Below are 20,914 nucleotides of genomic sequence, written 5' to 3'. Positions count from 1 at the left end.
CGGCCAGTGGCCAGTGCGGTTTGCCAGATTCCAGAAATGCGGGTGCGCGTCGATCAGCATGGGGCTTCCTCAGACTGGTACCGGCGCATCGGGATGCAGCAGGCCGCGGCTGCGCAGGGCCTGCCACAGCGTGGCGGGAATGGGCGTCTCCAGCCAGGCGACGTTCTGTTGCAGCTGGGTTGCGGTGCGGGTGCCGGTGACGCAGCTCACCACCGCAGGGTGCGCCAGTGGAAACTGCAGTGCGGCGGCCTGCAGGGGCACGCCGAATTCCTCGCAAGCCAGCGCCAAGGCTTGCACGCGCGCCACCACGGCGGGCGGGGCTTCCGCATAATTGAATTTGGTGTTGCCCGCCAGGACGCCGGAGTTGAACGGCGCGGCCACCACGATGGCGTTGCCGCGGCGCATGCAGTCGCCCAGAAAGGGGGTGATGCAGTCCTGCTCCAGCAGGGTGTAGCGCCCGGCCAGCATGGTGCAGTCCAGGTCGAACTCCTGCATGCTGTCCATCACCACCTGCCATTCGTTCACGCCCAGGCCCACTGCCTTGGTGGCACCGCTTGCGCGCAATTCGTCCAGCGCGCGGAAGCCGCCCCCCGTGGTCAATTGTTGCCAGTAATGCGCATGCTGTTCGCCGTGGGTGTCGCGGCCGATGTCGTGTACGTACAGGATGTCGATGTGGGCCAGACCCAACCGTTGCTGGCTGTCCTCGAATGAGCGCATCACGCCGCTGTAGCTGTAGTCATACTGCGGGCGAAACGGGTAGGGGTTGGCCCATCCGCCATCGCCAGCAGTCACACTGGCATCAGGACGCAGCAGGCGGCCCACTTTGGTGCTGACTACATATTCGTGCCGGGGGCAGTCGGCCAGCTGGGCGCCCAGGCGGTGCTCGGAGCGGGTGTAGCCGTAGTAGGGTGCCGTGTCGAAATAGCGCACGCCGGCCGCCCAGGCGTTCGCAAAGACCTCCTCTACCTCGCGGGCGCTGGTGGCACGGTACAGGCCCCCCATTTGCGAACAGCCGAGGCCCAGGGCTGTCAGCCGCAGGTCCACGCGGGGAAGGAGTTTCAGATCCGTGGTGTGCATATGCCCATCCTCCGGCAGCCGGTGCCGGAGGGTCCTTGGGTTGGAACGGTTTAGTAGAGAACGTTCTTGGCTGCGGGCGTGTCGATGTTTTTCTTGGTCACCATCAACACACCGGTATCGCGGAAGGCGGGCACTTTCTTGCCTGCCACGATTTCCGCCACCGTCTTTACGCCGAGGTTGCCCATCTCAAAGGCGCTTTGCACGGCAATCGCCTCGATGGTGCCGTCTTTCACAAAGCCTTGCAGGTCGGAGTTTCCGTCAAAGCCAATGGCGACCACCTTGCCGGCTTTGCCCGACTGAACCAGTGCGCGGCCCATGCCGATAGCGGTGGGTTCGTTGGCGCCGAAGATGCCCTTGAGGTCGGGGTTGGCGGCCAGCACGTCGGTGGTCTGGTTCAGTGCGGTACCCATCTGCGAGTTGGAGTAGAAGGGGCCCACGATCTGCAGCTTGGAATGCTTCTTGATGTAGTCGGTGAAACCTCCCACGCGGCCGATTTCGGAGCCCGAGCCCGCGGTGTAGGACATGACGGCAATTTTGCCGGTGGTACCGACTTTCTCGATCAGCGTCTTGGCGGACATTTCTCCGGCAGTCTTGTTGTCGGTGGCCAGGAAGGACTGGTAGTAAGCCTTGCCGGAATCCGATGCGGCGGAGTCAATCAACACCACAGGAATCTTGGCTTCCCAGGCTTTTTTCATGGCGGGGATCAAGGCATCCGGATCCGACGGGGCCAGCACGATGCCGGCGACCTTGCGGTTCACGGCGTTTTCCACCAGGGCCACCTGCCCGGCCAGGTCGGTGTCGGATGCTGCGCCCTGGAAGGTGGCGGTGTAGCCCTTGAGATTTCCCACGGCAGCGTTGGCACCCTTCTTCACGTTTTGCCAGAAGTCCGAGTTGGCGGTCTTCACGATGACGGCAATTTCCTTGTCGGCGGCCATAGCCATCGACGACGCAGCCACCAGGGCGGCTGCGATCAGTGTGTGGACAAATTTTTTCATTTCTTTCCTCATGGGTAGTGGTTGTGGAGGTTGTCTCTCGAAGTCCCGGTAAGCCCTGCCGGTAGGGATCACTTGCGATGGCGCATCTGGTCGATCCATACGGCCAGCAGGATGACGACGCCAATCAGAATTTGTTGAGTGAAAGCGGACACGCCGCTCATGTTCAAACCGTTGCGCAGGATGCCAATCACGAACGCGCCAATGACGGTGCCCGACACCGTGCCCACACCACCCGTGAGCGAGGTCCCGCCTATCACCGCGGCGGCAATGGCATCAAGTTCGTACATCAGGCCCTCGCTGGGCTGGGCCGTGACCAGGCGTGACATCAGCACGCAACCGGTCAGCCCGGCCAGCAAACCGGAAAGCACATAGGCAAACAGCGTCACGCCGTTGACGTTCACGCCCGAGAGCCGGGCGGCTTCCAGGTTGGAGCCGATGGCGTACAGATGGCGGCCCAGCGTGGCACGGTTAAGCAGGACGGAGACGGCCAGCGCCAGCACGATCATGAGCACCACGGGATAGGGAATGCCGACGAACACCACATCGGGGAAGCCGTCCGCACCGATATTGACGATGCGGAACAAGGCTCCGTTGCCCAGTTCTGCGAAGCTGTCGCCCAGGCCGCTGATGGCGCGGGCATCGGTCAGCTGCAAGGCCACGCCGCGTGCCACCAGCATCATTCCCAGGGTGGCAATAAAGGGCGGCAGTTTGAGCACCGTCACACACAGGCCGTTGATCAGCCCGCACAGGGCACCGACCAGCAGGCCGGCAAACATGCCCAGCGGCACGGGCGCGCCCGCCTTGACCAGCATGGCGGCCACGACGCCGGACAGTGCCAGGATGGCACCTACCGAGAGATCAATACCCCCCGTGATGATCACGCAGGTTGCTGCGATGCCGAGGTAGGCAATGGATGTCACCTGCAGCGCCACGGTCATGCCATTGCCCACGCTGAAGAAGGCGTTGCTGGTGAACGAGAAGATGGCGATGAGTCCCAGCAGGCTGGCCAGCGCGGCAAATTTCTGAAACAGGTCTTGTTGTTGTTCGGTCATGGTGTGGTTCGGGAAAGAAGTCCTGGAGGGTTCAGTGGGTCAGCTGGTCGGCTTGCAGGGGCGGCACGCTGCGGCCGGAGGCGTAGTGCATGACCTCCTCCTGATCGGTCTCGCGGGTGGGGAGGATGGTGACCAGGCGGCCTTCATGGAAGATCGCGACACGGTCGGTCATCCCCATGATTTCGGGCAGCTCGGAGCTGATCATCACGACGCCAATGCCCTGGCCTGCGAGCTGGTCCAGCAACTGGTAGATCGCGTACTTGGCGCCCACATCAATGCCGCGTGTGGGCTCGTCAAAGAACAGCACGCGTGATTGACGGAACAGCCATTTGCTGATCACGAGCTTCTGCTGGTTGCCCCCCGAGAGCAGGCGCACGATCTGGCTGCTGCTGGGCGTGCGAATGTCGAGAGCGCCGATGTAATGGCGTGCGGCATCCTGCTCCTTCGCAAACTGGATCATGCCCGCACGGTTGGACACGGCTTCCATGTGGGCCAGTGTGATGTTTTGCGCCACATTCATCTTCAGTGCCAGCCCGTCGTGCTTGCGGTCCTCTGACAGATAGGCCAGTCCCTGGCGCACGGCATCCCGTGGCGAGTGAATGGTGAGACGCTGCCCGGCCAGAAACACCTCGCCGGCGTCGATGGGGTCGGCACCAAAAATGGCGCGAGCGACCTCGGTGCGGCCAGCCCCCATGAGCCCCGCAAAACCCAGGATTTCGCCACGGCGCAGTTCAAAGTTCACGTCGTGAAACACACCCTGGCGTGTCAGGCCTTGCACGCGCAACAACACGTCGGTCGTGGGCACGGACGTTCTTTTGGGGAATACATCGTCCAGCGAGCGCCCCACCATCCTTGCCACGATCTCTTCCACGCTGGTGTCGGCCAGGCGTTCGGTGGACACGTAGCGTCCGTCGCGCAAGACGGTGACCCGGTCCACGATGAGCGCCAGTTCGTCGAGGCGGTGGGAGATGTAGACAATGCCCACCCCCGTACGCTTGAGCTCGTGGATGATGGCAAACAGCTTCTCGGTCTCCGACTCCGTGAGGGACGAGGTCGGCTCGTCCATGATGAGCACCTGGGCGTTGAGCGACAGCGCCTTGGCAATTTCCACCATCTGCTGTTGGGCGACCGAGAGGGTTTTGACCAGGGCGTCCGGTGAGATGTCCTGCCCCAAGCGGTCCAGGCATTGCTTTGCCTGGCGGCGCAGTGCCGCCCGGTCGATCAGCCAGCCTTTGCGTGGCTCGCGGGCCAGGTAAATGTTTTCGGCCACCGTGAGGTGCGGAGCCAGGTTCAGCTCCTGGTGAATGATGGCAATGCCGACAGCCTGGGATTCGGCGGTGGATTGGAACTGACAGACCTCGCCGCGGTAGTACAGGGCCCCCGCATCGGGCTGGTACTGGCCGCTGATCACCTTCATCAGCGTCGATTTGCCTGCGCCGTTTTCGCCGCATACCGCGTGTACCTCGCCGCTTCGCACCTCAAAGCCCACACCATCCAGCGCCAGCACCCCCGGGAAGCGTTTGGTAATCCCTTCCAGGCGCAACAGTACGCCGACCTCGGCGGGGCTGGGCGCGTCGGGACGAACCGGATCGGACACGGAAGACAGCAATGCGAACTCCTCTTGGTAGGTCAGGGGACCGGGAGGGATGAATCTGCCGCCCTGCAAATTGGTAAGGCCACCTGACACGATGTGGCGTATTTGGCCTTACCGGGAAGTGCGTGTGTATTGGTGCTTACCCGTGATCCGGGATCAAAATCGGGGTGAAAAAAACGGGAAAAAGCCTGCGCAATTGCACAGGCCTGACCACGGATACAGGGGGTAAAGGTTAACAGGCCCTAGCTCATGACCATTCACGGCGGTTCTCGACCCAGCGCTGTTCGGAGGCTTGCAGATGCATGCGCATGGCGTTCTGTGCGGCCAGTACGTCCCGGTTCTCCAGGGCGCGCAAGATGGCTTCATGCTCCTGCAGCGCAATCGCCCAGCTTTGGCCCGATTCGGAATGCGCGCTCAGGCGCGCGGCAATCGGGCTGTGGCGCTCGTCAAACAGCTCGCCCACCAGCCGCTCCAGCACGGAGTTGCCTGTCATGGCTGCAATCGTTTGGTGAAACTGCCGGTCAAAGGCCAGGGGCGAGCGGTTTTGCGCCATGGCGGACAGCATGTTATCCAGAATCTGGCGCAGTGCCAACAGTGCTTCGGGCGTGGCCCTGGCGCAGGCCTGCAGCACGATGGTGCCCTCAAGGGCGGCGCGTGCCTGCATCAGTTCGATCGGGCTTTCGCCCATGGCAGCCAGGGACTGCGGCTTGCGCTGGGCCGCGCTGCAGACATACACGCCGGCGCCCATGCGCACTTCCACGCTGCCCTCAATTTCCAGTGCAATCAGTGCCTCGCGCACCGAGGGGCGAGAGACGCCCAGCTGCAGGGCCAGATCGCGCTCCGGCGGCAACCGCGCACCCGCGGTGTAGTTGCCCTTGTCAATGAAGGCGCGAATCTGCTCGGCAATTTGTTGGTAGAGCCGACGGTTGTCGACCTGTTTGAGTTGGTCCAGCATGAATCCTCCGCGTGAAGTGCAGTTTATGCGACGGCGGTTTTTGCTATGAGGTTATGGTTCGAACTGGTAAGGCCAATGCAAAATTTTTCACGCTGACGTTACCAATTTGAGCCAATTTTGATTGGCTGGAGTACCACTCATACCTTCCGCCCCCTCAGGATCCAGCTCAGCGACCTGACAACCTGAGATAGGCGAGCCGGCACCACTGAGGCAAGGCGAGAGCCAGGACGATAATCCAGGTCACCCTCTCCGATTACCCCATAGCCACGAAAGCATGACCTCCATGAAGACATTGACCGCCGCGCTCATCGCCCTGGCCTCCATTGCCCTGTCCAGCACCGCCCTTGCCGCCGCCCCGGCCGAGACCCTGCCCAGCGGCGTGAAGATCGTGCACAGCACCGACGGCACCGGCGCGCAGCCCAAAGCGACGGACACCGTCAAGGTGCACTACCGCGGCACGCTGGCCGACGGCAAGGAATTTGACAGCTCTTACAAGCGCGGCGCGCCCGCCACCTTCCCGCTGAACCGCGTGGTGCCATGCTGGACCGAAGGCGTGCAGAAGATCAAGGTCGGCGGCAAGGCCACACTGACCTGTCCACCCGCCACGGCCTATGGCGACCGCGGCGCCGGCGGCGTGGTGCCACCCAATGCCACGCTGACCTTCGACATCGAACTGCTCGCGATTGAAAAGTAAAAGCTAAAGAGGCGCTTCGAGCGTCGTGAGGAGGGCTTTGTCGAAGGCCTCCGCGCGCTCGAACTGCAGCCAGTGGCCGGCGCCTTCGACCAGGGCCAGGCCCCTGAAGTCCGCAGCTCGCTCCAGGGCTGCCCGCAGCCCATCAAGCTTGCCGCGGTACAGCGCATCCTCTTCCCCGTAAATCGCCCACACCGGGCAGCGCAGCCGCGCCAGTGACTGAGCCAGCGCGCCGGTGCGCGCCAGGCTGCGGCCCTTCATGCGGTCGCGCAGCACGTTGGCGATGTGCAGGCGCAAGGCCAGTTCGTTGATCGCGTCCGCGCGGTACAGCATCAGCGCCGCGAGGTTGTGGCGATGGATCTCGTCGCGCTGGCCCGCATCGGTGATATGCCGCCATGCGCGCAGGCGTATGGCTTTTTCGGGCGCGACACCCAGGCCGGGCGCACCCACCAGCACCACACGCGCCGCCCGGGCGGGGAAGCGCTCCGCCACAAAGCCGGCCACCATGCCGCCAAAGGAAAATCCCACGAGGTCGCAGGCCGCCTCGCCCGCCAGCAGGGCCAGCCCTTGCTCGACCGGTTCGGGCAGCACGTCGGCATCGGTGCCCCGTAAAGGCGCGGCCGAATCGCCAAAACCGGGAAGGTCGGGCACCAGCACCCAGCGGCCCGACGCGGCCAGCGCGGGGATGTTGCGCAGCCAGTGCATCCAGCTGCCGCTGCCGCCGTGCAGCAGCACCAGGGGCGCGAGCCCGGGCCGGCGCGTGGCCTGGCCCCACGTGTGCCAGACCATGGTGCCGTCGCCGCAAGGGGTTTCAAAACGGCTGGCCGTGCGCAGCATCGCAAGCGCTTCGGAGGGCAGCTCAATGTTTGCCGAATCTGTCATGGGAGATAGAACCTGTTTACGGTCTAAACGGAGCCGCGTTGGGGTGCAATCGGGATGAGTGGGCCGACCGGGCCCTTGCATGGGCTAATGCCCATGCAGGGGCCTGGGTGGCTCAATCGCCCGACCGCCCAGCCGGCCGGCTGGGCGTCGTGCAGCTGCCCCAATGGGGATGCAAACGCGACCGCGTTTGCGTCACCCCAACCCGAAGGGCAAGCCCCTTCTCGGGCGCTCTGCGGCGTTGCGATGCTAACCCATAGCTGTGCTATGGGCGTCGCACCGCGCCTTGCATCCCATCCCGAGAAGGGGCTTGCGCGGCCTCGTTTAGACCGTAAACAGGTTCTTATACCCTGCCCCTCATGCGGCCATCGCCAAGCTCCTAAACTGGCCCGGCACCCTTACAACAACATCCATGAATTCAGGCCGGCTCGCTTCCTCTTCACTCCCACTCCTTCGGGGAGAGGGCGCAAAAACATGATCCCCTTTTCAGTCCTCGACCTGTCCCCCATCGTCACGGGCGCCACTGCCGCCGATGCCTTTCGCAGCACCCTGGCCCTGGCCCGGCATGCCGAACAACTGGGTTTCAAGCGCTTCTGGCTGGCCGAGCATCACAACAACCCCGGCATCGCCAGCGCCGCCACCGCGGTGGTCATCGGCCATGTGGCGGGCGGCACGCAAACCATACGCGTAGGCTCCGGCGGGGTGATGCTGCCCAACCACTCGCCGCTGGTGATCGCCGAGCAGTTCGGCACGCTGGCTTCGCTGTACCCTGGCCGTATCGACCTCGGGCTGGGACGCGCACCGGGCACCGACCAGCTCACCGCACGCGCGCTGCGGCGTGACAACCAGAACAACGCCGACACCTTTCCGCAGGACGTCGAGGAACTGCAGGCCTATTTTGAACCGCTAGAGCCCGGCCAGAAAATCCGCGCCGTGCCGGGCGCGGGCCTCAAGGTACCACTGTGGCTGCTGGGCTCCAGCCTCTTCGGTGCCCAGCTCGCTGCCATGCTGGGTCTGCCCTTTGCCTTCGCATCGCATTTCGCACCCGACATGCTGATGCAGGCGCTGGACCTGTACCGCAGCGGCTTCAGGCCTTCCGCGCAGCTCGCCAAACCTTATGCCATGGTGGTGGCCAATGTCGTCGCGGCCGAAACGGACGAAGCGGCACGCTACCAGCTCACCTCCGTGCAGCAGGCCATGACCAACCTGTTGCGCGGCACGCCGGGGCCGATGCCGCCGCCTATCGACAACATCGAAAGCTACTGGTCACCGGCCGAGAAAGCCGGCGCGCAGCGTATGCTGCGCTATGCCGTCGCAGGTTCGGCGGCAACGGTTGAAAACCAGCTTCAGCGCTTCATCGAGGACACCCGGGCCGATGAACTGATGGTGACCACTCACATTTACGACCCCGCCATCGCCCGGCGCTCCCTGGAAATCACTGCACAAGTGCGGGACAGACTGCAGCAAGGAAACCAGCGCCGCGCATAGCGCTACTGTTTTGATAGCTGCTCGCGCATACTCCTATTGGCCTGGAGCCCTAAATCATGCATATTTAGCGCCTGGAAAGCGCAATCCTGGCTTGCGGGGAACACGGGCGCATCGCCTTTTGCGCGGACGAGCGTGCCGCCAGCATTGGCACAAATCATGCACAGCTGCTGCAACCTGCCCGCAGCCAAATATCCCAGCGTCCCCATGGCCCCATTTCCTCCCCCCGAGCGCCACACCCTTTTTGACGATGCGCAAGGCATCTTCACGGGCACGCTGTTTGTGTCGCTGGCGATGGTGATCTTCAACCAGGCAGGCCTGTTGACGGGCGGTACGGCCGGCGTGGCCTTTGTGCTGCACTACGCCACGGGCATGAGTTTCGGCAAGCTGTTCTTTCTGGTCAATCTGCCCTTTTACTGGTTCTCCTGGAGCCGCATGGGCCGCGAGTTCACCATCAAGACCTTCCTGTCCATTGCATTGCTGTCGCTGCTGGCGGACTGGTCGCCCCGAGTGCTCGACATCGCAGACATCCACCCGCTGTACGCCGCGCTGGTGGGCGGCCTGCTGCTGGGGACCGGCTGCCTCTTCCTGGCCCGGCACCGGGCCAGCCTGGGCGGCGCCACCATCGTGACCCTCTATCTTCAGGAAAAGCACGGCTGGCGCGCCGGCAAGATACAGATGGCCATTGATTCGGCCGTGGTGTTGATGGCGCTGGCAGTCGTGCCCCCTGAGCGCGTGGCGTATTCCGTCATGGCCGCCGTACTGATGAGCCTTTTCCTCTGGGTCAACCACAAACCCGGGCCCTATATGGTGACCTGAACGGCACCTGGTGGACTGCCGGCAGGACTCAGTCGCCGCCCACCTTGCCCCGCGAAGACTTGATTTCCGAGCGCTGGCTTTTGCCGGCCAGCCGGCGCTGCTTCGAGCCGTAGGTGGGTTTCGTCGCGCGCCGCGCCCGGGGCGGTGTGGAGACGCTGTCAACAATCTCCTGCAGGCGCGCCATGGCATCGCTGCGGTTCATTTCCTGGGTGCGGTGCTGCTGGGCCTTGAGCACCAGCACACCCTCCTGCGTGATGCGATTGTCACTGGTTGCCAGCAGCCGCTCCTTGACGGCATCAGGCAGTGACGAGGCCGCAATGTCAAAGCGCAGGTGAATCGCGCTGGAGACCTTGTTGACGTTTTGCCCGCCCGCACCCTGAGCGCGGATGGCACTGAACTCCACCTCGCGTTCGTCAACGGGAAATTTCGGTGGCGCAGCCATGGGTCAGCCGCAACCGGATCAGGCCGCCAGCTCGGCCAGGCCCGCGATGGCCAGGGCGTAGCCCTTGATGCCGAAGCCGGCCATCACCGCCTTGGCAGCCGGTGAAATATAAGAGTGATGCCGGAAGGCTTCGCGTGCATGCACATTGCTGATGTGCAGCTCGATCACCGTGACGCCCGCGCCCTTGATGGCATCGTGCAGGGCCACGCTGGTGTGGGTGTAAGCACCGGCATTCAGCACGATGCCTGCCAGCGTGCCAGCCGCCTGGGCGCGCCCGGCTTCATGGATCGCGTCAATCATCACGCCTTCGTGGTTGCTTTGGCGAAAGTCGAGCCTGAAACCGTGGGTTGCGCAGGCCTTGGTGCACAGCGCTTCCACATCGGCCAGGGTCTGCGAGCCGTACACGGCCGGCTCACGCGTTCCCAGCAAGTTGAGGTTGGGGCCATTCAGGACAAGGATTGTTTTCATGAAGCGGGGCTTTCCGGATGTTCGGGTGGGTGGGGCTTGGCTATTAGCCTGGGCCGATTATCGACGCCGCCGCCCCATCACCGAAGCACCCTGCCCCCCCGCTCCCGCACCTGCCCGATCAGGCCGCCGGCAGCGCCCTAGCGCAGGCTTTCGAAAAAGCGTTCCAGCAAGTCGGCAAATGCATCTGGTTGCTCCACCGCGCTCAAATGAGCCGCTGGCAAGGTGCGCAATTGCGCGCCCTTGATGCTGGCGCAAATCGCTTCAGACATGGCCACGGGCGTTGCCTCGTCGCGCGTGCCGGCAATCACCAGGGCCGGGCACTGGATCGCGCCGTTACTGATTCGGAAGTCGATGCGGGAAACCGCCTCGCAGCTGGCCGCATAAGCGGTGGCATCGGTGGTTTCAAGCACCTTGCGTAGCGCGGCTACCTTGCGCGCACCGCCGCCCGCCTCGTCCGCCCTGAATTCCGGCGTAAACCAGCGCTGCATCGCACCGTCTGATATCGCCGCCACGCCCTGGGCCTGTACGGTGTGAACGCGCGCCTGCCACATGGCACGCGCCGCGTCGTCGTAAAACATGGCGGCGTTGGCAATGACGATGCTTTTGAGCAGCTGCGGATGCCGCGCTGCCAGCGCCTGCGCCGTCATGCCGCCCATGCTGAGCCCGACAAAATGCACCGGGCCACCGCCCTGCCCATTAATAAGGCCCACCACATCATCGGCCAGCAGGTCGAGTGTGTAAGGGCCTGGTACCGCTTCCGATTGGCCGTGGCCGCGGTGGTCATAGCGCAGCACGGTGTAACGATTCTTCAGGATGGCCGTCACGCCGTCCCACATCGTGAGGTCACAGCCCAATGCATGGCTGAGCACGACGACAGGCCCCTGGCCTTCACTGATCCAGTGCAGATGAGGTTCTTTCATGCGTCTTTCAATGATGTATTGCTTGGGAGCCGCAGATGCGTGCCCTGTCAGTCGGCGAGCAGGCCTTTTTCGCGAAGGATGTCACCCGCCACAGAGAACGCATGGTTGGCGGCGGGAACACCGCAGTAAATGGCGGCCTGCAGAATCACTTCCTTGATATCGTCCGGCGTGAGCCGCGACTCCGGCGGGCCGTCGAGTGCGGCGCGTACATGCATGGCAAATTCTTCGTACGCCTTGAGCGCAATCATGGTCGACAGCACCATCAGGCGGCGCGTCTTGTCCCCCAACGCCGGCCGGCCCCAGACTTCATTCCACGCATAACGCGTGATCAGGTCCTGGAACTCGCCGTTGAAGGCATTGCTTTTGGCGATGGAACGGTCCACCCAGGCATCACCGAGCACGCGCCGGCGGTTGATCATTCCCTTGTCATGGTCGTTCATGTTTTACCTTTTTGCGGTCTTGGTGCGATGGCTGTCAGTGTGCGTTTGCCCCACCAGTGCTTCAACAGCGTCGGCTTGGGCATGCGCGAGTGTTGACGCATGCCGCACCAGCGCCGGGTTAAACCACTCGTCGGCGGCATCAGCGGGCAGCACGGAACGCAGCGCCTCCAGGTTGGCACTCATGCGCTGGGTGTCCACCTGCAGGCCCGGCAGGGCCTGGGCCATGGCGCGGACGGATCCGTGCGCCGACATCAGAAGCCCCGGCCATTCGGCCAATTCGGCCTGCCAGTTCCCCAGGGCGCGCTCATGCTCCTGCGCCATGGCCGCCAACAGGGCGGCCACGCGCTGCGGCGCGCGCTGCGCTGCAGCCAGTCCCACCATGCAGGCGACCGGATTGCGCTTGTGCGGCATGGCGGATGAACCGCCGCGGCCCGGCTCGGTCGGCTCCGCCAGTTCGCCCACTTCGTACTGGCCCATCAGCGAGATATCTTTGGCGATCTTCCCGAGGCTGCCTACCAGCAGGCCCAGCTCGCAGCCCAGCGCCACCCACTCATCGCGCTGGGTGTGCCAGGCAAATGCAGCGGGCTTGAGCTTCAGGTCGGCCGCCATATGCGCCATGATTTGCGGGCCCTTGCCGTTCATCTGCGCCAGTGTTCCCACGGCCCCGCCCAGCTGCACGGCCAGCGCATTGTGGCGGGCCACCTGCAGGCGCTGCAGGCTGCGCGCCAGCGGCGCGGCCCAACCCGCGCATTTGAAACCAAAGCTGGTGACCGATGCCGGCTGCATCAGCGTGCGGGCCAGCACAGGGGCTGCGGCATGGCGGCGGGCCAGCACCAGCAACGCCGCCACTGCCTTGCGGATGTCGGCCTCAATCAGGTCCAACGCATTGCGGGTCACCAGCGCCAGCGCGGTGTCGATCACGTCCTGGGAGGTCGAGCCGAAATGGACAAAACCGGCAGCCTCCTTGTTGAAGAGTCCTACGGTTTCCTTGAGGGCTTTGACCAGTGGAATGGCGATGCTGCCGGCGCGCCCGCTTTCGCGAACGATCTTGGCCACATCAAACAGCTCGACCTTGCAGGTGCCGGCGATGGAACGGGCCGCCGCCTCGGGAATCAGACCGGCCTCGGCCTGCGCCTGTGCCAGCGAAGCCTCAAAGCGCAACATGGCATCCAGGAAGTTACGCTCGCTGAAGGCCTCCAGAATTTCCGGCGTGGACAAAAAACCTTCAAAAATACTGCTCATGCCGTGAACTCTCAAAAAACAATGGCTGATGTTTTTCCACCGGGCCGCGCCAAGGGGAAATGCGCCCCATACGCGGAAGAATGGGGCAGCGCACCGCAGGCACGAAGTGACGAGCGTGGGAGCTTCATTTTCTCAAGCGGATCTGGTTAGGCAGCGGCACGGAACGACGCAGCACATCCTCCCCCAGCCACAGTGCAGAGCGCCATGCGCGCTGGGCTACTGTGGGCAAAGGCATTTGCTGGTAGTCGTCGTTGAACACTTCAAAGCTGTAATCGCCACGGTAGCCCAGGCCATGCAGCTTGGTGACCAGTGTGGCCAGCGCTTCGCTGTGCACACCCTCACCTGGAAACACGCGGAAATGCCGGGCGGTGGCAATACGTTCCTCGACCGACTTGATTTCCGTCCACATGAAGTCGGCCAGCTGCACCAGAAAAATTTTGTCCGGATCCAGTATGTCCAGCTCATCCAGCGAGGTCTTTGTCGCAAACATATGAAAGGAGTCAAAGCCCAAACCCAGGTTGGGCATGTCGGCTTCACAAATAATGTCCCAGGCCTGCGGGAACTCATTGACGGTGCGGCCCCACGACAAGGCTTCGTAGGCGATCTTGATATTCATCGGAATCGCCAGCATGGCCAGCTTGCGCAAGTCCCTGACCAGCGCCTGGGTTTCACCCGTGGCGTGCACCGAGGTTGACGAACAGATCAGCAGCAGGCGGCAGCCCAGCGCATGGCACATTTCCAGCATCGATTTGGCGATGTCCATCTTGTAGTCGTGCAGGTGCCCGGACAGCCCCTCAAAATCACGCAACACCTGGAACCCGGTGACGCGCAAACCGCTTGCACGCACCGCAGCGACGGCGGCTTCCATGCCGTCTGGGTGGCCTACCAGGTCTTTGGCCGCGAGCATGATCTGCGTAAAGCCAGCCTCGCGCACGGCTTTGAGCTTGGCTTCCAGCGGACCTGCCAGCGAGATGGTGTCCATCCCGAAATCGTCGATGTTGCCGCTGTAGTGGCTCATGCCTGGCGCCTGTTTAGCGTACGTCATGGACCAGCTCAAAACTCACGCTGCCCATCCAGCTCTTGGTCAGCGCGCCGCGGTCCTCGGTATGGACCCCGGGTGACTCGAGGAATTCCACGCCGCGCTTGCGCAGCTCGGCAACGGTGACCAGCACGTCTGCGCTGCCCAGGCCAATGCGCTGCAGGCTTTCGTCCCCTTCCACGTCGAGCACGCTGGCTTCAGGTTCGATCAGCTGAAGGTAAAAGCGCGACGAAGGCGGGCACGGGCTGCGAAGGATGCGTCCCTTGGGCAGAATGCCGAAGCGCTGTTCGTCGGGCAGGTCGGTAAAGCCAAACAGCTCGCGGTAAAACTCGGCCCAATCTTCAGTACGGTCATTGCCGATGTATTGCACGACACCAAAGAAATGCAGTCCCGCCACCGCCGGCGGATGCTGCTCCACCGTGGGAATGGGGACAAAGTCAACGTCATAGATCGAAAACTTGTCGTAACGGTCTACAAAATAAATGCGGCTCTTTCCCACGCCATGGATGGCCGGGATGTTCAGCTCCATCACCTCGACGCGCGACGGCACGGCCCAGGCGCCCCGCTCCAGCGCACGGTGGTAAGCGTCTGCCGCGTCCCGCACGCGCAAGGCCACAGCGGCAATCACCGGCTTGTCGGTCGGCGCGGCGCCATCCGGCATGGCGGGAATGTGGGCATTGACAATCACGTTCATGCTGCCTTGCCGGTACAGCAATACCTCGCGCGAGCGGTGGCGGGCAACCGGACGGAAACCCATCGTTTCCAGCACCTGTCCCAACGCCTGCGGCTTGGCAGTGGTGTATTCAATGAACTCAATGCCGTCCAGCCCCAGGGGGTTGGCAACTTCGGGAATGGCTTCCCGGTCTGCGGTTGGTGCCTGTGCAAAGGTGCTCATGGTGTGTCTCCGGTGAGAGGTTGCAGCAGATTCAGGAAGTTGCCATGGCGGGCGCCACGGTTGCGCCCGGCACATGGCCGCCGCCGAGGAAAAGGCGTTCGATGTTGGGGTCTGCCAGCAGCTCGGCCGCCGGCTTGTGCAGCACCAGTTGCCCCGACTCAAGCGCGATGGCGTCATCGGAAATTTTCAGCGCACTTTTGACGTTTTGCTCAACCATCAATACCGTGGTGCCCTGCGCCGCCAGCTTCTGCAACAGCTTGAACACGTCCTGCACCACCATGGGTGATAGCCCGATCGAGGGTTCGTCAATCAGGATAACCTTGGGGCGCAGCAGCAAAGCCCGGCCGATTTCAAGTTGCTTCTGTTCACCACCCGAAAGCGCTGACGCCTGGGAATGCAGGCGTTCCTTGACGCGCGGGAAAAACTCCAGCACCTCGGGAATACGCTCGTGTGTGGTTTTCGTACCCAACGTGATGCCGCCCAGCTCCAGGTTCTGCCACACGGTGAGCTGGCCAAACAGGTTGCGCCCCTGGGGCACAAACACGATTCCTTTGGCCAGCAATTCTTTCTGGCTGACGCCCGAAATGTCCTCGCCGTTCAACAGGATGCGGCCCTGGCGCGGTTTGAGCAGGCCAAACAGCGCTTTCAAAACCGTGGACTTGCCCGCACCATTGGGGCCCAACAGCAGCGTGATGGAACCCGTACGCACCTTGAATGACAGGTTGTTCAGGATCATGAAGTCCTTGTAACCCGCCACCACATCGTCAAATTCAATACAGATGTCACTTGTCATATCAATCTCCATGAAGCCTCAGTTGACCTCTTTCCAAGCAACGGCGCGGAACCGGCTCCGCCGGGCCGCAGCGGTTGTCCCCCTGAGGGGGATTCCGGCTACACAAAGTGAGCCGAGACAGGGGGCTCTAATTACCAAGATATGCGTCCAATACCTCTTTATTGGCCCGAATTTCCGCCGGCGTTCCAATGGCCAGCACCTTGCCTTCGACCATCACCATGATGCGGTGGCACAGGCCCATCACAAAATCCATGTTGTGCTCGATCACCACAAACGACGCCTTGCGGCCAAATTTGGGGTTTTGGTTCAGATCCCGGAGCAGCGACGAAATGCCGCCCACCAGGCTGGGATTGACGCCGGCACACGGCTCATCAAGCAGCACCAGATCCGGTTCGGCCATGAAAGCCATGGCGATGTCCACCAGCTTTTGCTGGCCGTAGCTCAAGGTGCCGGCGAGCTTGTCAGCCACATGGCGGATGCGGAACTGGTCGATGAGCGCATCGGCCTTGTCGCCCAGCCCCGAGTCGCCGGGCGCAAACATGCGGCCGAGCAGGCTGCCCTTGTGCTCCTGGGCTGCCACGATCAGGTTGTCGCGCACCGTCATCTTTCCAAACACCTGCAGCGTCTGGAAGGTGCGGCCCACGCCGCGCCGGCTGAGCTCCAGCGGTGACAGGCCGGTAATGGTTTTGCCGTTGAGTTCGATCGTGCCGGCATCGGGGCTGATCTGGCCCAACACGCTGTTGAACATGGTGGTTTTACCCGAGCCATTGGGTCCGATGACACCAAAGATTTCCCCCGGCATGACTTCAAAGGAGACCCCGCCCACAGCCTGAATGGCGCCATAGGCCTTCTTGAGCCCGGCAACTTTTAACAATGCGTTTGTCATGATGCCGCTCCGATCCGGCTGGCTGCAGCCGCACGTGCCTGGGACGCCTCACGCGCTGCGCGCTTGGCACGGATACGGTCAGGAATGCTGAGCAACCCATCGGGCAGCCACACCATCAACAGCACCACCGCAGCGCCGAACATCGGCAAATACCAGTTGGACACCAGCGGCACATCGCGCAGCCATTCCGGCAGCACCACCCCCACCGCGGCGCCCACGATGGGGCCCAGGAAATAGCCCGCACCGCCGACCACCACCATCAGATACATCATGATGGACGCGGCCACGGTGAAGGGCCCCGGCTCAATAAACTGCACCAGCGATGCAAACAGCGCACCGGCGATGCCGGCGTAAGCCGCGCCAATGGCAAAACTCAGCAGCGTGTAATTGCGGATATCCACCCCCAGGCTCTCGGCCCGTATCGGGTTGTCGCGCAAGGCCGTGAAAGCTTTGCCCCAGGGTGAGCGCAGCAACCCCCACAGCAGGCCCGAAAGGATGACCGTCACGGCCAGTACAAAGTAGTAGTAAGGCAGGTTGCCTTCGAGCGAATAACCGAAGAGGGACGGCCGTGCAATGTTGTTGATGCCGAAGGTGCCTCCGGTGAGCCACTCTTCATTGCGCATGACCAGCCAGATGGCGGTGTTAAAACCCAGCGTTGCGAATGCCAGGTAAATGGCTTGCACGCGCAGCGCCGGGAAGCCCAGGATCAGCCCGACGGCAAAACAGATCAGTGCGGCAGCCGGCAAACCAAGCCAGAAGCTGACACCCGCCTTCATCAGGATGGCGACGGTGTAGGCGCCAATACCGAAGAAGGCCGCGTGGCCCAGCGATTTCTGGCCCGCGTAGCCAATGGTCAGGTTCAGTCCCATGGTGGCAATGATAAAAACCAGCCAGTAGGTCAGCAGGTAGATGCCGTAGCTCTTCAGGAACTGCGGCACTGCCAGTACCAGCAAAGCGGCCAGAACCGTCAATACCAGGGCAAATTTGTTGTTGGCGAGCTTCATACCTTGCGCTCCTCTTTTTTACCCAGCAGGCCTTGTGGCTTGAAGAGAATCACCACCATAAAAATAACCAGCGCCACGGCGTCCTTGTAGGCCGGTGAAATATAGGCGGCAGCCAGGTTCTCGCATACCCCTACGATCAGCCCGCCCAGCAAGGCGCCGCGCGAGTTGTTGAAGCCGCCGATGATGGCGGCGAAAAAAGCCTTCGTACCCAGGCCTTCGCCCATGTCGAACTTGGCAAGGTAAGTGGGCGTGACCAGCAGGGCCGCCGCCACCGCCAGCACGGCATTGATGGCGAAGGTGTAGAAAATCATGCGCGGCACATTGATGCCCAGTACCGAAGCACTTTCGGTGTTTTGTGCCACGGCCTGCATGGCACGGCCCGTGACGGTTTTGGCCAGGAAAGCCTGTGTCGCCATCACGATGATCAGGGCCAGCGCAAAAGTGCCGATGTCCTGCAGCGTTATCGTGACGCCGGCGATGTTGAACAACTTGTCGGCAAACAGGCTCGGAAAAGGATGGGCTTCGGCGCTGTAGCCGGCGCGCACGCCATTGCGCAGGGCAATGGAAAGCCCGATGGTCGCCACGACGATGGGCATCATGCCGTACTTGAAGAGCGGATCCACCACCCCCCGCTTGAAGACCCAGCCCAGCAGCAGCACGGCCAGCAGCACCGCCAGCACAAAGCTCACCAGCATGGGTGCGCCCAGCGAAATGAAGGCCAGCATCATGAAGGCCGGCAGCATGACAAATTCACCCTGCGCAAAGTTGATCGTTCCCGAGGCCTGCCACAGCAAGGTAAAGCCCAGGGCTGCCAGCGCATAAATGCTGCCGGTGGCCAGGCCCGAGAAAAAGAGTTGGAGAAAGTCTGTCATGGGAAGGTCCGATGGAGAAAGTCGGTTGCATTCAGCGGAGTTCTCAATGGGAAGGGCTTGCGCCCTGCCCCATGAGCGGCCGGCCCCGCATGGCCGGCCGAGGTTGCAGTTACTCAGTTACTTCTTCGCGGCCGGCTTGGCCGCAGCAGGTGCCAAAGGAAGGGTCTTGCTCACGTCCCGGGTGGCCAGGCCAAGCGGGGGAACCATGTCAATGACTTCCTGCTTGCCGTTTTTGACTTCCACCATGAAGCTCATGCGGTCGAGGTCGCCCTTGTTGTCGAACTCGGTGTACATCAGCGCGCCGGGGTATTTGTCGGTGTTGACCTTCAAGCCCTTCATGGCCGCAGCCACGGCCTTGCGATCCAGCTTGCCGGCTTTTTCGATGGCGGCCTTGAGCACGTAGACACCGGAGTAGCCCTTCATGCCGTTGTGGTCGGAGATGTACTTGTAGTCTTTTTCGAACTTGGCCTTGAAGGCGCGGATGGCGGGCACCGGCGCATCCACCGTCAAGCCTACGTGGGCAATCGCGCCGTTGGCAGCCTCACCGGCCAGCTCAATGACCTTCTGGCCCGTCAGGGTGGTTTCACCGATGATGGGTTTGTTCCAGCCCTGCTTGCGCAGCTCGCGCAGCAAGCGTGCCGACTCTTCTTCGTTCGAATAGGCGAACACGCCGTCTGCATTGCTTTGCTTGGCACGCAGCACCGCGGCGGAGAAGTCGACCTGGCCGGGTTCGGTGGAGATCTCGCTCAGGATTTTGGTCGGCGAATTGGCGAGGGCCTTCCTGATCGAGTCCATGCCACCCTTGCCGAAATCGTTGTTCACATAAATGACGGCAATGCTTTTGAGCTTGGCCTGGTCACTGATGTAGCGTGCCACCTTGGGCATGGCAGTGGCTTGCGTGAAACTGGTGCGAAACACGTAAGGGTTGCCCTGCTCGGTGATGCTGGCTGCCTCGCCCCCGGTGAAGTTGGGCACCTCGGCGCGTCGTGATTCGGCCATGCTGACCATGATGGAGCCGGAGAACACCGGGCCGAAGATGGCAAACGCGTCATCATCGATGGCCTTTTGCGTCAGCCCCTTGGCCACGCCCGCATTGCTTTGCGTATCAGCGGTGGTTGTCTGGATTTTCTTCCCCAGGATGCCGCCGTTGGCATTGATTTCCCTGACGGCCAGCTCAACGCCGTTCTTGAAGTTGGTGCCTGCCGTGGCGCCGCCGCCGGACAGCTCGACAATGTTGGCGATTTTGATGACGTCTTGCGCAAAACCGGCGCTAGCGCTTACTGTGAGCGCGCAAGCAGCTATCAATTTGAGAGCGAATCGTTTTTTCATGGTTGTCTCCTCTGGGGGGTTAAAAAATCAAGGTGATGCGAGTCGTGCTTCCCCGACTCCTGGGATGGGAACACTGTCAGATGGTGTGGTTTGGAAGGGGCGCCTGATTTCACCGGCCATCGTGGCGGGGTACAAATGCCCGCGGATAAAGGTGGCATCGCGGCGAACGGCCTGCGCCGCTGCGGCATGCCCAAAAAAATCCAGGTAGTCCGGCACCTGCTGGATCAGCATCTCAAATCCGGGCTGCGCGGCCAGACCGCGCTCGCGGGCAGCCCGAACCAGCGGCGTCGGCTGGTTCTTCATGAGGATGTCCATGACGGCCGCGTGCGGCGCCATACGGGACACATCGCACGGCAGGGGATCATCGGCCCTGAGCCCCAGCGGTGAGGCATTCACCACCACGTCATGGCCCGACGGGTCGCCGCTGCTCACAGCCGCGATGCTTGCGTTTGACAGCGGCATAGCGGCGGCAATCTGGTCGGCCAGCACCTGCGCCTTGCCGGGCGCCGGGTCATAGAGCGAAATGGCGGCTGGCGCCTGGCTGCCCGCCATTGCGAGTGAAGCGGTAATCGCGGCAGCCGCGCCGCCTGCGCCCAGTATCAACACGCGCTTGCCGGCGTAGGCCACACCGAAATAGTCCAGCGACAGGACAAAACCTTTGCCGTCAAACAAGGCGCCTTCCAGTTCACCGGCTGCGTTACGGCGAATGCCATTCACCGCGCCGGCTACCCGGCCCGCGTCATTGCAATGCGAGAGCAGGCTCATCACTTCGGCCTTGTGCGGAATGGTCAGCAGCATGCCTTTGACGTTCCTGGCCAGGAAAGCGGCCTTCACAAAAGCCTGGATGTCCCCGGCAGCCACATGCACCGGGACAAGGACAGCATCAATACCCAGCGTCTTGAAGATCAGGTTGAACACCTCCGGCGCACGCACCTGCCCGACCGGATCGCCGGGGATCAGATACACATCGGTATTGCCCTGAATGGTGGAAAACATGCTGGATTGCCTGAAACGTTCGATAATCGATTGAAATTGCC

General features: G+C 62.6%; 22 protein-coding genes. 3 read left to right on the top strand and 19 right to left on the bottom strand.

Annotation, left to right across the window (positions count from 1 at the left end; translation table 11 throughout):
- Positions 1-69: 69 nt before the first annotated feature.
- The 5 genes from AC1DU8_RS06200 to AC1DU8_RS06180 all read right to left on the bottom strand — a co-directional run bounded on the left by AC1DU8_RS06200 (position 70) and on the right by AC1DU8_RS06180 (position 5,673).
- On the bottom strand, positions 70-1,077 hold the full coding sequence (locus AC1DU8_RS06200; protein ID WP_457280128.1) for an aldo/keto reductase: 1,008 nt from the start codon (positions 1,075-1,077) through the stop codon (positions 70-72).
- Positions 1,078-1,127: 50 nt separating this feature from the next.
- Positions 1,128-2,072, bottom strand: a complete 945-nt coding sequence (locus AC1DU8_RS06195) for an ABC transporter substrate-binding protein (protein ID WP_457280127.1) — start codon at positions 2,070-2,072, stop codon at positions 1,128-1,130.
- Between the two features lie 68 nt (positions 2,073-2,140).
- The gene (locus tag AC1DU8_RS06190; protein WP_457280126.1) at positions 2,141-3,124 is read right to left on the bottom strand and encodes an ABC transporter permease; all 984 of its coding nucleotides are present in this window, start codon (positions 3,122-3,124) and stop codon (positions 2,141-2,143) included.
- A 31-nt stretch (positions 3,125-3,155) separates the two neighbouring features.
- The gene (locus AC1DU8_RS06185) at positions 3,156-4,730 is read right to left on the bottom strand and encodes a sugar ABC transporter ATP-binding protein (protein ID WP_477727037.1); all 1,575 of its coding nucleotides are present in this window, start codon (positions 4,728-4,730) and stop codon (positions 3,156-3,158) included.
- Between the two features lie 235 nt (positions 4,731-4,965).
- The gene (locus tag AC1DU8_RS06180) at positions 4,966-5,673 is read right to left on the bottom strand and encodes a FadR/GntR family transcriptional regulator (RefSeq protein WP_477665654.1); all 708 of its coding nucleotides are present in this window, start codon (positions 5,671-5,673) and stop codon (positions 4,966-4,968) included.
- Between the two features lie 283 nt (positions 5,674-5,956).
- Between AC1DU8_RS06180 and AC1DU8_RS06175 the strand changes: the two genes are divergently transcribed.
- On the top strand, positions 5,957-6,367 hold the full coding sequence (locus AC1DU8_RS06175; protein ID WP_457280124.1) for an FKBP-type peptidyl-prolyl cis-trans isomerase: 411 nt from the start codon (positions 5,957-5,959) through the stop codon (positions 6,365-6,367).
- 3 nt (positions 6,368-6,370) lie between these two features.
- On the opposite strand, the gene AC1DU8_RS06170 is transcribed toward AC1DU8_RS06175, so the two are convergent.
- Positions 6,371-7,246, bottom strand: coding sequence for an alpha/beta fold hydrolase (locus tag AC1DU8_RS06170; protein ID WP_457280123.1), 876 nt, complete (start codon positions 7,244-7,246; stop codon positions 6,371-6,373).
- Between the two features lie 471 nt (positions 7,247-7,717).
- On the opposite strand from AC1DU8_RS06170, the gene AC1DU8_RS06165 reads away from it, so the two are divergent.
- Positions 7,718-8,731, top strand: a complete 1,014-nt coding sequence (locus AC1DU8_RS06165) for an LLM class flavin-dependent oxidoreductase (RefSeq protein ID WP_477665652.1) — start codon at positions 7,718-7,720, stop codon at positions 8,729-8,731.
- A 204-nt stretch (positions 8,732-8,935) separates the two neighbouring features.
- Positions 8,936-9,547 (top strand): DUF6198 family protein, encoded by a 612-nt coding sequence (locus AC1DU8_RS06160; RefSeq protein WP_477726552.1) that lies wholly within the window; start codon positions 8,936-8,938, stop codon positions 9,545-9,547.
- A 28-nt stretch (positions 9,548-9,575) separates the two neighbouring features.
- Here AC1DU8_RS06160 and arfB read toward each other — a convergent pair whose 3' ends face one another.
- From arfB to AC1DU8_RS06095, 13 genes are all read right to left on the bottom strand, one after another.
- Complete coding sequence (arfB, locus tag AC1DU8_RS06155; RefSeq protein WP_457280120.1) at positions 9,576-9,989, bottom strand: alternative ribosome rescue aminoacyl-tRNA hydrolase ArfB; 414 nt, start codon at positions 9,987-9,989, stop codon at positions 9,576-9,578.
- A gap of 18 nt (positions 9,990-10,007) precedes the next feature.
- On the bottom strand, positions 10,008-10,457 hold the full coding sequence (gene aroQ, locus AC1DU8_RS06150; RefSeq protein WP_477726551.1) for a type II 3-dehydroquinate dehydratase: 450 nt from the start codon (positions 10,455-10,457) through the stop codon (positions 10,008-10,010).
- Between the two features lie 137 nt (positions 10,458-10,594).
- Positions 10,595-11,377: an alpha/beta fold hydrolase gene (locus AC1DU8_RS06145; protein WP_457280118.1), complete on the bottom strand. Its 783-nt coding sequence runs from the start codon at positions 11,375-11,377 to the stop codon at positions 10,595-10,597.
- A 47-nt stretch (positions 11,378-11,424) separates the two neighbouring features.
- A complete protein-coding gene (locus AC1DU8_RS06140) occupies positions 11,425-11,817 on the bottom strand; it encodes a carboxymuconolactone decarboxylase family protein (protein ID WP_477726550.1) in 393 nt (130 codons plus the stop codon).
- Positions 11,818-11,820: 3 nt separating this feature from the next.
- Entirely contained in the window at positions 11,821-13,059 is a 1,239-nt protein-coding gene (gene pcaB, locus AC1DU8_RS06135) for a 3-carboxy-cis,cis-muconate cycloisomerase (RefSeq protein ID WP_457280116.1), read from the bottom strand.
- Positions 13,060-13,183: 124 nt separating this feature from the next.
- Positions 13,184-14,077: a sugar phosphate isomerase/epimerase family protein gene (locus AC1DU8_RS06130; protein ID WP_457280960.1), complete on the bottom strand. Its 894-nt coding sequence runs from the start codon at positions 14,075-14,077 to the stop codon at positions 13,184-13,186.
- Positions 14,078-14,090: 13 nt separating this feature from the next.
- Positions 14,091-14,993 carry a VOC family protein gene (locus tag AC1DU8_RS06125; protein ID WP_457280115.1) on the bottom strand — a complete coding sequence of 301 codons (903 nt, stop codon included), beginning with the start codon at positions 14,991-14,993 and terminating at the stop codon, positions 14,091-14,093.
- Between the two features lie 31 nt (positions 14,994-15,024).
- Positions 15,025-15,786: an ABC transporter ATP-binding protein gene (locus tag AC1DU8_RS06120; protein ID WP_457280114.1), complete on the bottom strand. Its 762-nt coding sequence runs from the start codon at positions 15,784-15,786 to the stop codon at positions 15,025-15,027.
- 127 nt (positions 15,787-15,913) lie between these two features.
- Positions 15,914-16,672, bottom strand: coding sequence for an ABC transporter ATP-binding protein (locus AC1DU8_RS06115; RefSeq protein ID WP_457280113.1), 759 nt, complete (start codon positions 16,670-16,672; stop codon positions 15,914-15,916).
- A complete protein-coding gene (locus AC1DU8_RS06110) occupies positions 16,669-17,676 on the bottom strand; it encodes a branched-chain amino acid ABC transporter permease (protein ID WP_457280112.1) in 1,008 nt (335 codons plus the stop codon). Before AC1DU8_RS06110 ends, AC1DU8_RS06115 begins: the two co-directional genes overlap by 4 nt.
- The gene (locus AC1DU8_RS06105) at positions 17,673-18,548 is read right to left on the bottom strand and encodes a branched-chain amino acid ABC transporter permease (protein ID WP_457280111.1); all 876 of its coding nucleotides are present in this window, start codon (positions 18,546-18,548) and stop codon (positions 17,673-17,675) included. The genes AC1DU8_RS06110 and AC1DU8_RS06105 overlap by 4 nt, the downstream gene beginning before the upstream one ends.
- Positions 18,549-18,665: 117 nt before the next feature.
- Positions 18,666-19,877: an ABC transporter substrate-binding protein gene (locus AC1DU8_RS06100; protein WP_457280110.1), complete on the bottom strand. Its 1,212-nt coding sequence runs from the start codon at positions 19,875-19,877 to the stop codon at positions 18,666-18,668.
- Positions 19,878-19,904: 27 nt separating this feature from the next.
- Entirely contained in the window at positions 19,905-20,873 is a 969-nt protein-coding gene (locus tag AC1DU8_RS06095) for a shikimate dehydrogenase family protein (protein ID WP_457280109.1), read from the bottom strand.
- Positions 20,874-20,914 lie beyond the last annotated feature (41 nt).

The organism is Polaromonas sp. P3_A5, assembly GCF_056403055.1.
Note: the sequence above shows the minus strand (reverse complement) of the source record. Positions and strands in the feature narration are given on the sequence as shown.

Coding starts and splice junctions, on each gene's coding strand:
- AC1DU8_RS06195 (WP_457280127.1), bottom strand. CDS start 2,072: ATGAAAAAATTTGTCCACACACTGATCGCAGCCGCCCTGGTGGCTGCG.
- AC1DU8_RS06140 (WP_477726550.1), bottom strand. CDS start 11,817: ATGAACGACCATGACAAGGGAATGATCAACCGCCGGCGCGTGCTCGGT.
- arfB (WP_457280120.1), bottom strand. CDS start 9,989: ATGGCTGCGCCACCGAAATTTCCCGTTGACGAACGCGAGGTGGAGTTC.
- AC1DU8_RS06180 (WP_477665654.1), bottom strand. CDS start 5,673: ATGCTGGACCAACTCAAACAGGTCGACAACCGTCGGCTCTACCAACAA.
- AC1DU8_RS06115 (WP_457280113.1), bottom strand. CDS start 16,672: ATGACAAACGCATTGTTAAAAGTTGCCGGGCTCAAGAAGGCCTATGGC.
- pcaB (WP_457280116.1), bottom strand. CDS start 13,059: ATGAGCAGTATTTTTGAAGGTTTTTTGTCCACGCCGGAAATTCTGGAG.
- AC1DU8_RS06160 (WP_477726552.1), top strand. CDS start 8,936: ATGGCCCCATTTCCTCCCCCCGAGCGCCACACCCTTTTTGACGATGCG.
- AC1DU8_RS06120 (WP_457280114.1), bottom strand. CDS start 15,786: ATGACAAGTGACATCTGTATTGAATTTGACGATGTGGTGGCGGGTTAC.
- AC1DU8_RS06190 (WP_457280126.1), bottom strand. CDS start 3,124: ATGACCGAACAACAACAAGACCTGTTTCAGAAATTTGCCGCGCTGGCC.
- AC1DU8_RS06130 (WP_457280960.1), bottom strand. CDS start 14,077: ATGAGCCACTACAGCGGCAACATCGACGATTTCGGGATGGACACCATC.
- AC1DU8_RS06105 (WP_457280111.1), bottom strand. CDS start 18,548: ATGACAGACTTTCTCCAACTCTTTTTCTCGGGCCTGGCCACCGGCAGC.
- AC1DU8_RS06110 (WP_457280112.1), bottom strand. CDS start 17,676: ATGAAGCTCGCCAACAACAAATTTGCCCTGGTATTGACGGTTCTGGCC.
- AC1DU8_RS06170 (WP_457280123.1), bottom strand. CDS start 7,246: ATGACAGATTCGGCAAACATTGAGCTGCCCTCCGAAGCGCTTGCGATG.
- AC1DU8_RS06145 (WP_457280118.1), bottom strand. CDS start 11,377: ATGAAAGAACCTCATCTGCACTGGATCAGTGAAGGCCAGGGGCCTGTC.
- AC1DU8_RS06200 (WP_457280128.1), bottom strand. CDS start 1,077: ATGCACACCACGGATCTGAAACTCCTTCCCCGCGTGGACCTGCGGCTG.
- AC1DU8_RS06125 (WP_457280115.1), bottom strand. CDS start 14,993: ATGAGCACCTTTGCACAGGCACCAACCGCAGACCGGGAAGCCATTCCC.
- AC1DU8_RS06175 (WP_457280124.1), top strand. CDS start 5,957: ATGAAGACATTGACCGCCGCGCTCATCGCCCTGGCCTCCATTGCCCTG.
- AC1DU8_RS06100 (WP_457280110.1), bottom strand. CDS start 19,877: ATGAAAAAACGATTCGCTCTCAAATTGATAGCTGCTTGCGCGCTCACA.
- aroQ (WP_477726551.1), bottom strand. CDS start 10,457: ATGAAAACAATCCTTGTCCTGAATGGCCCCAACCTCAACTTGCTGGGA.
- AC1DU8_RS06165 (WP_477665652.1), top strand. CDS start 7,718: ATGATCCCCTTTTCAGTCCTCGACCTGTCCCCCATCGTCACGGGCGCC.
- AC1DU8_RS06095 (WP_457280109.1), bottom strand. CDS start 20,873: ATGTTTTCCACCATTCAGGGCAATACCGATGTGTATCTGATCCCCGGC.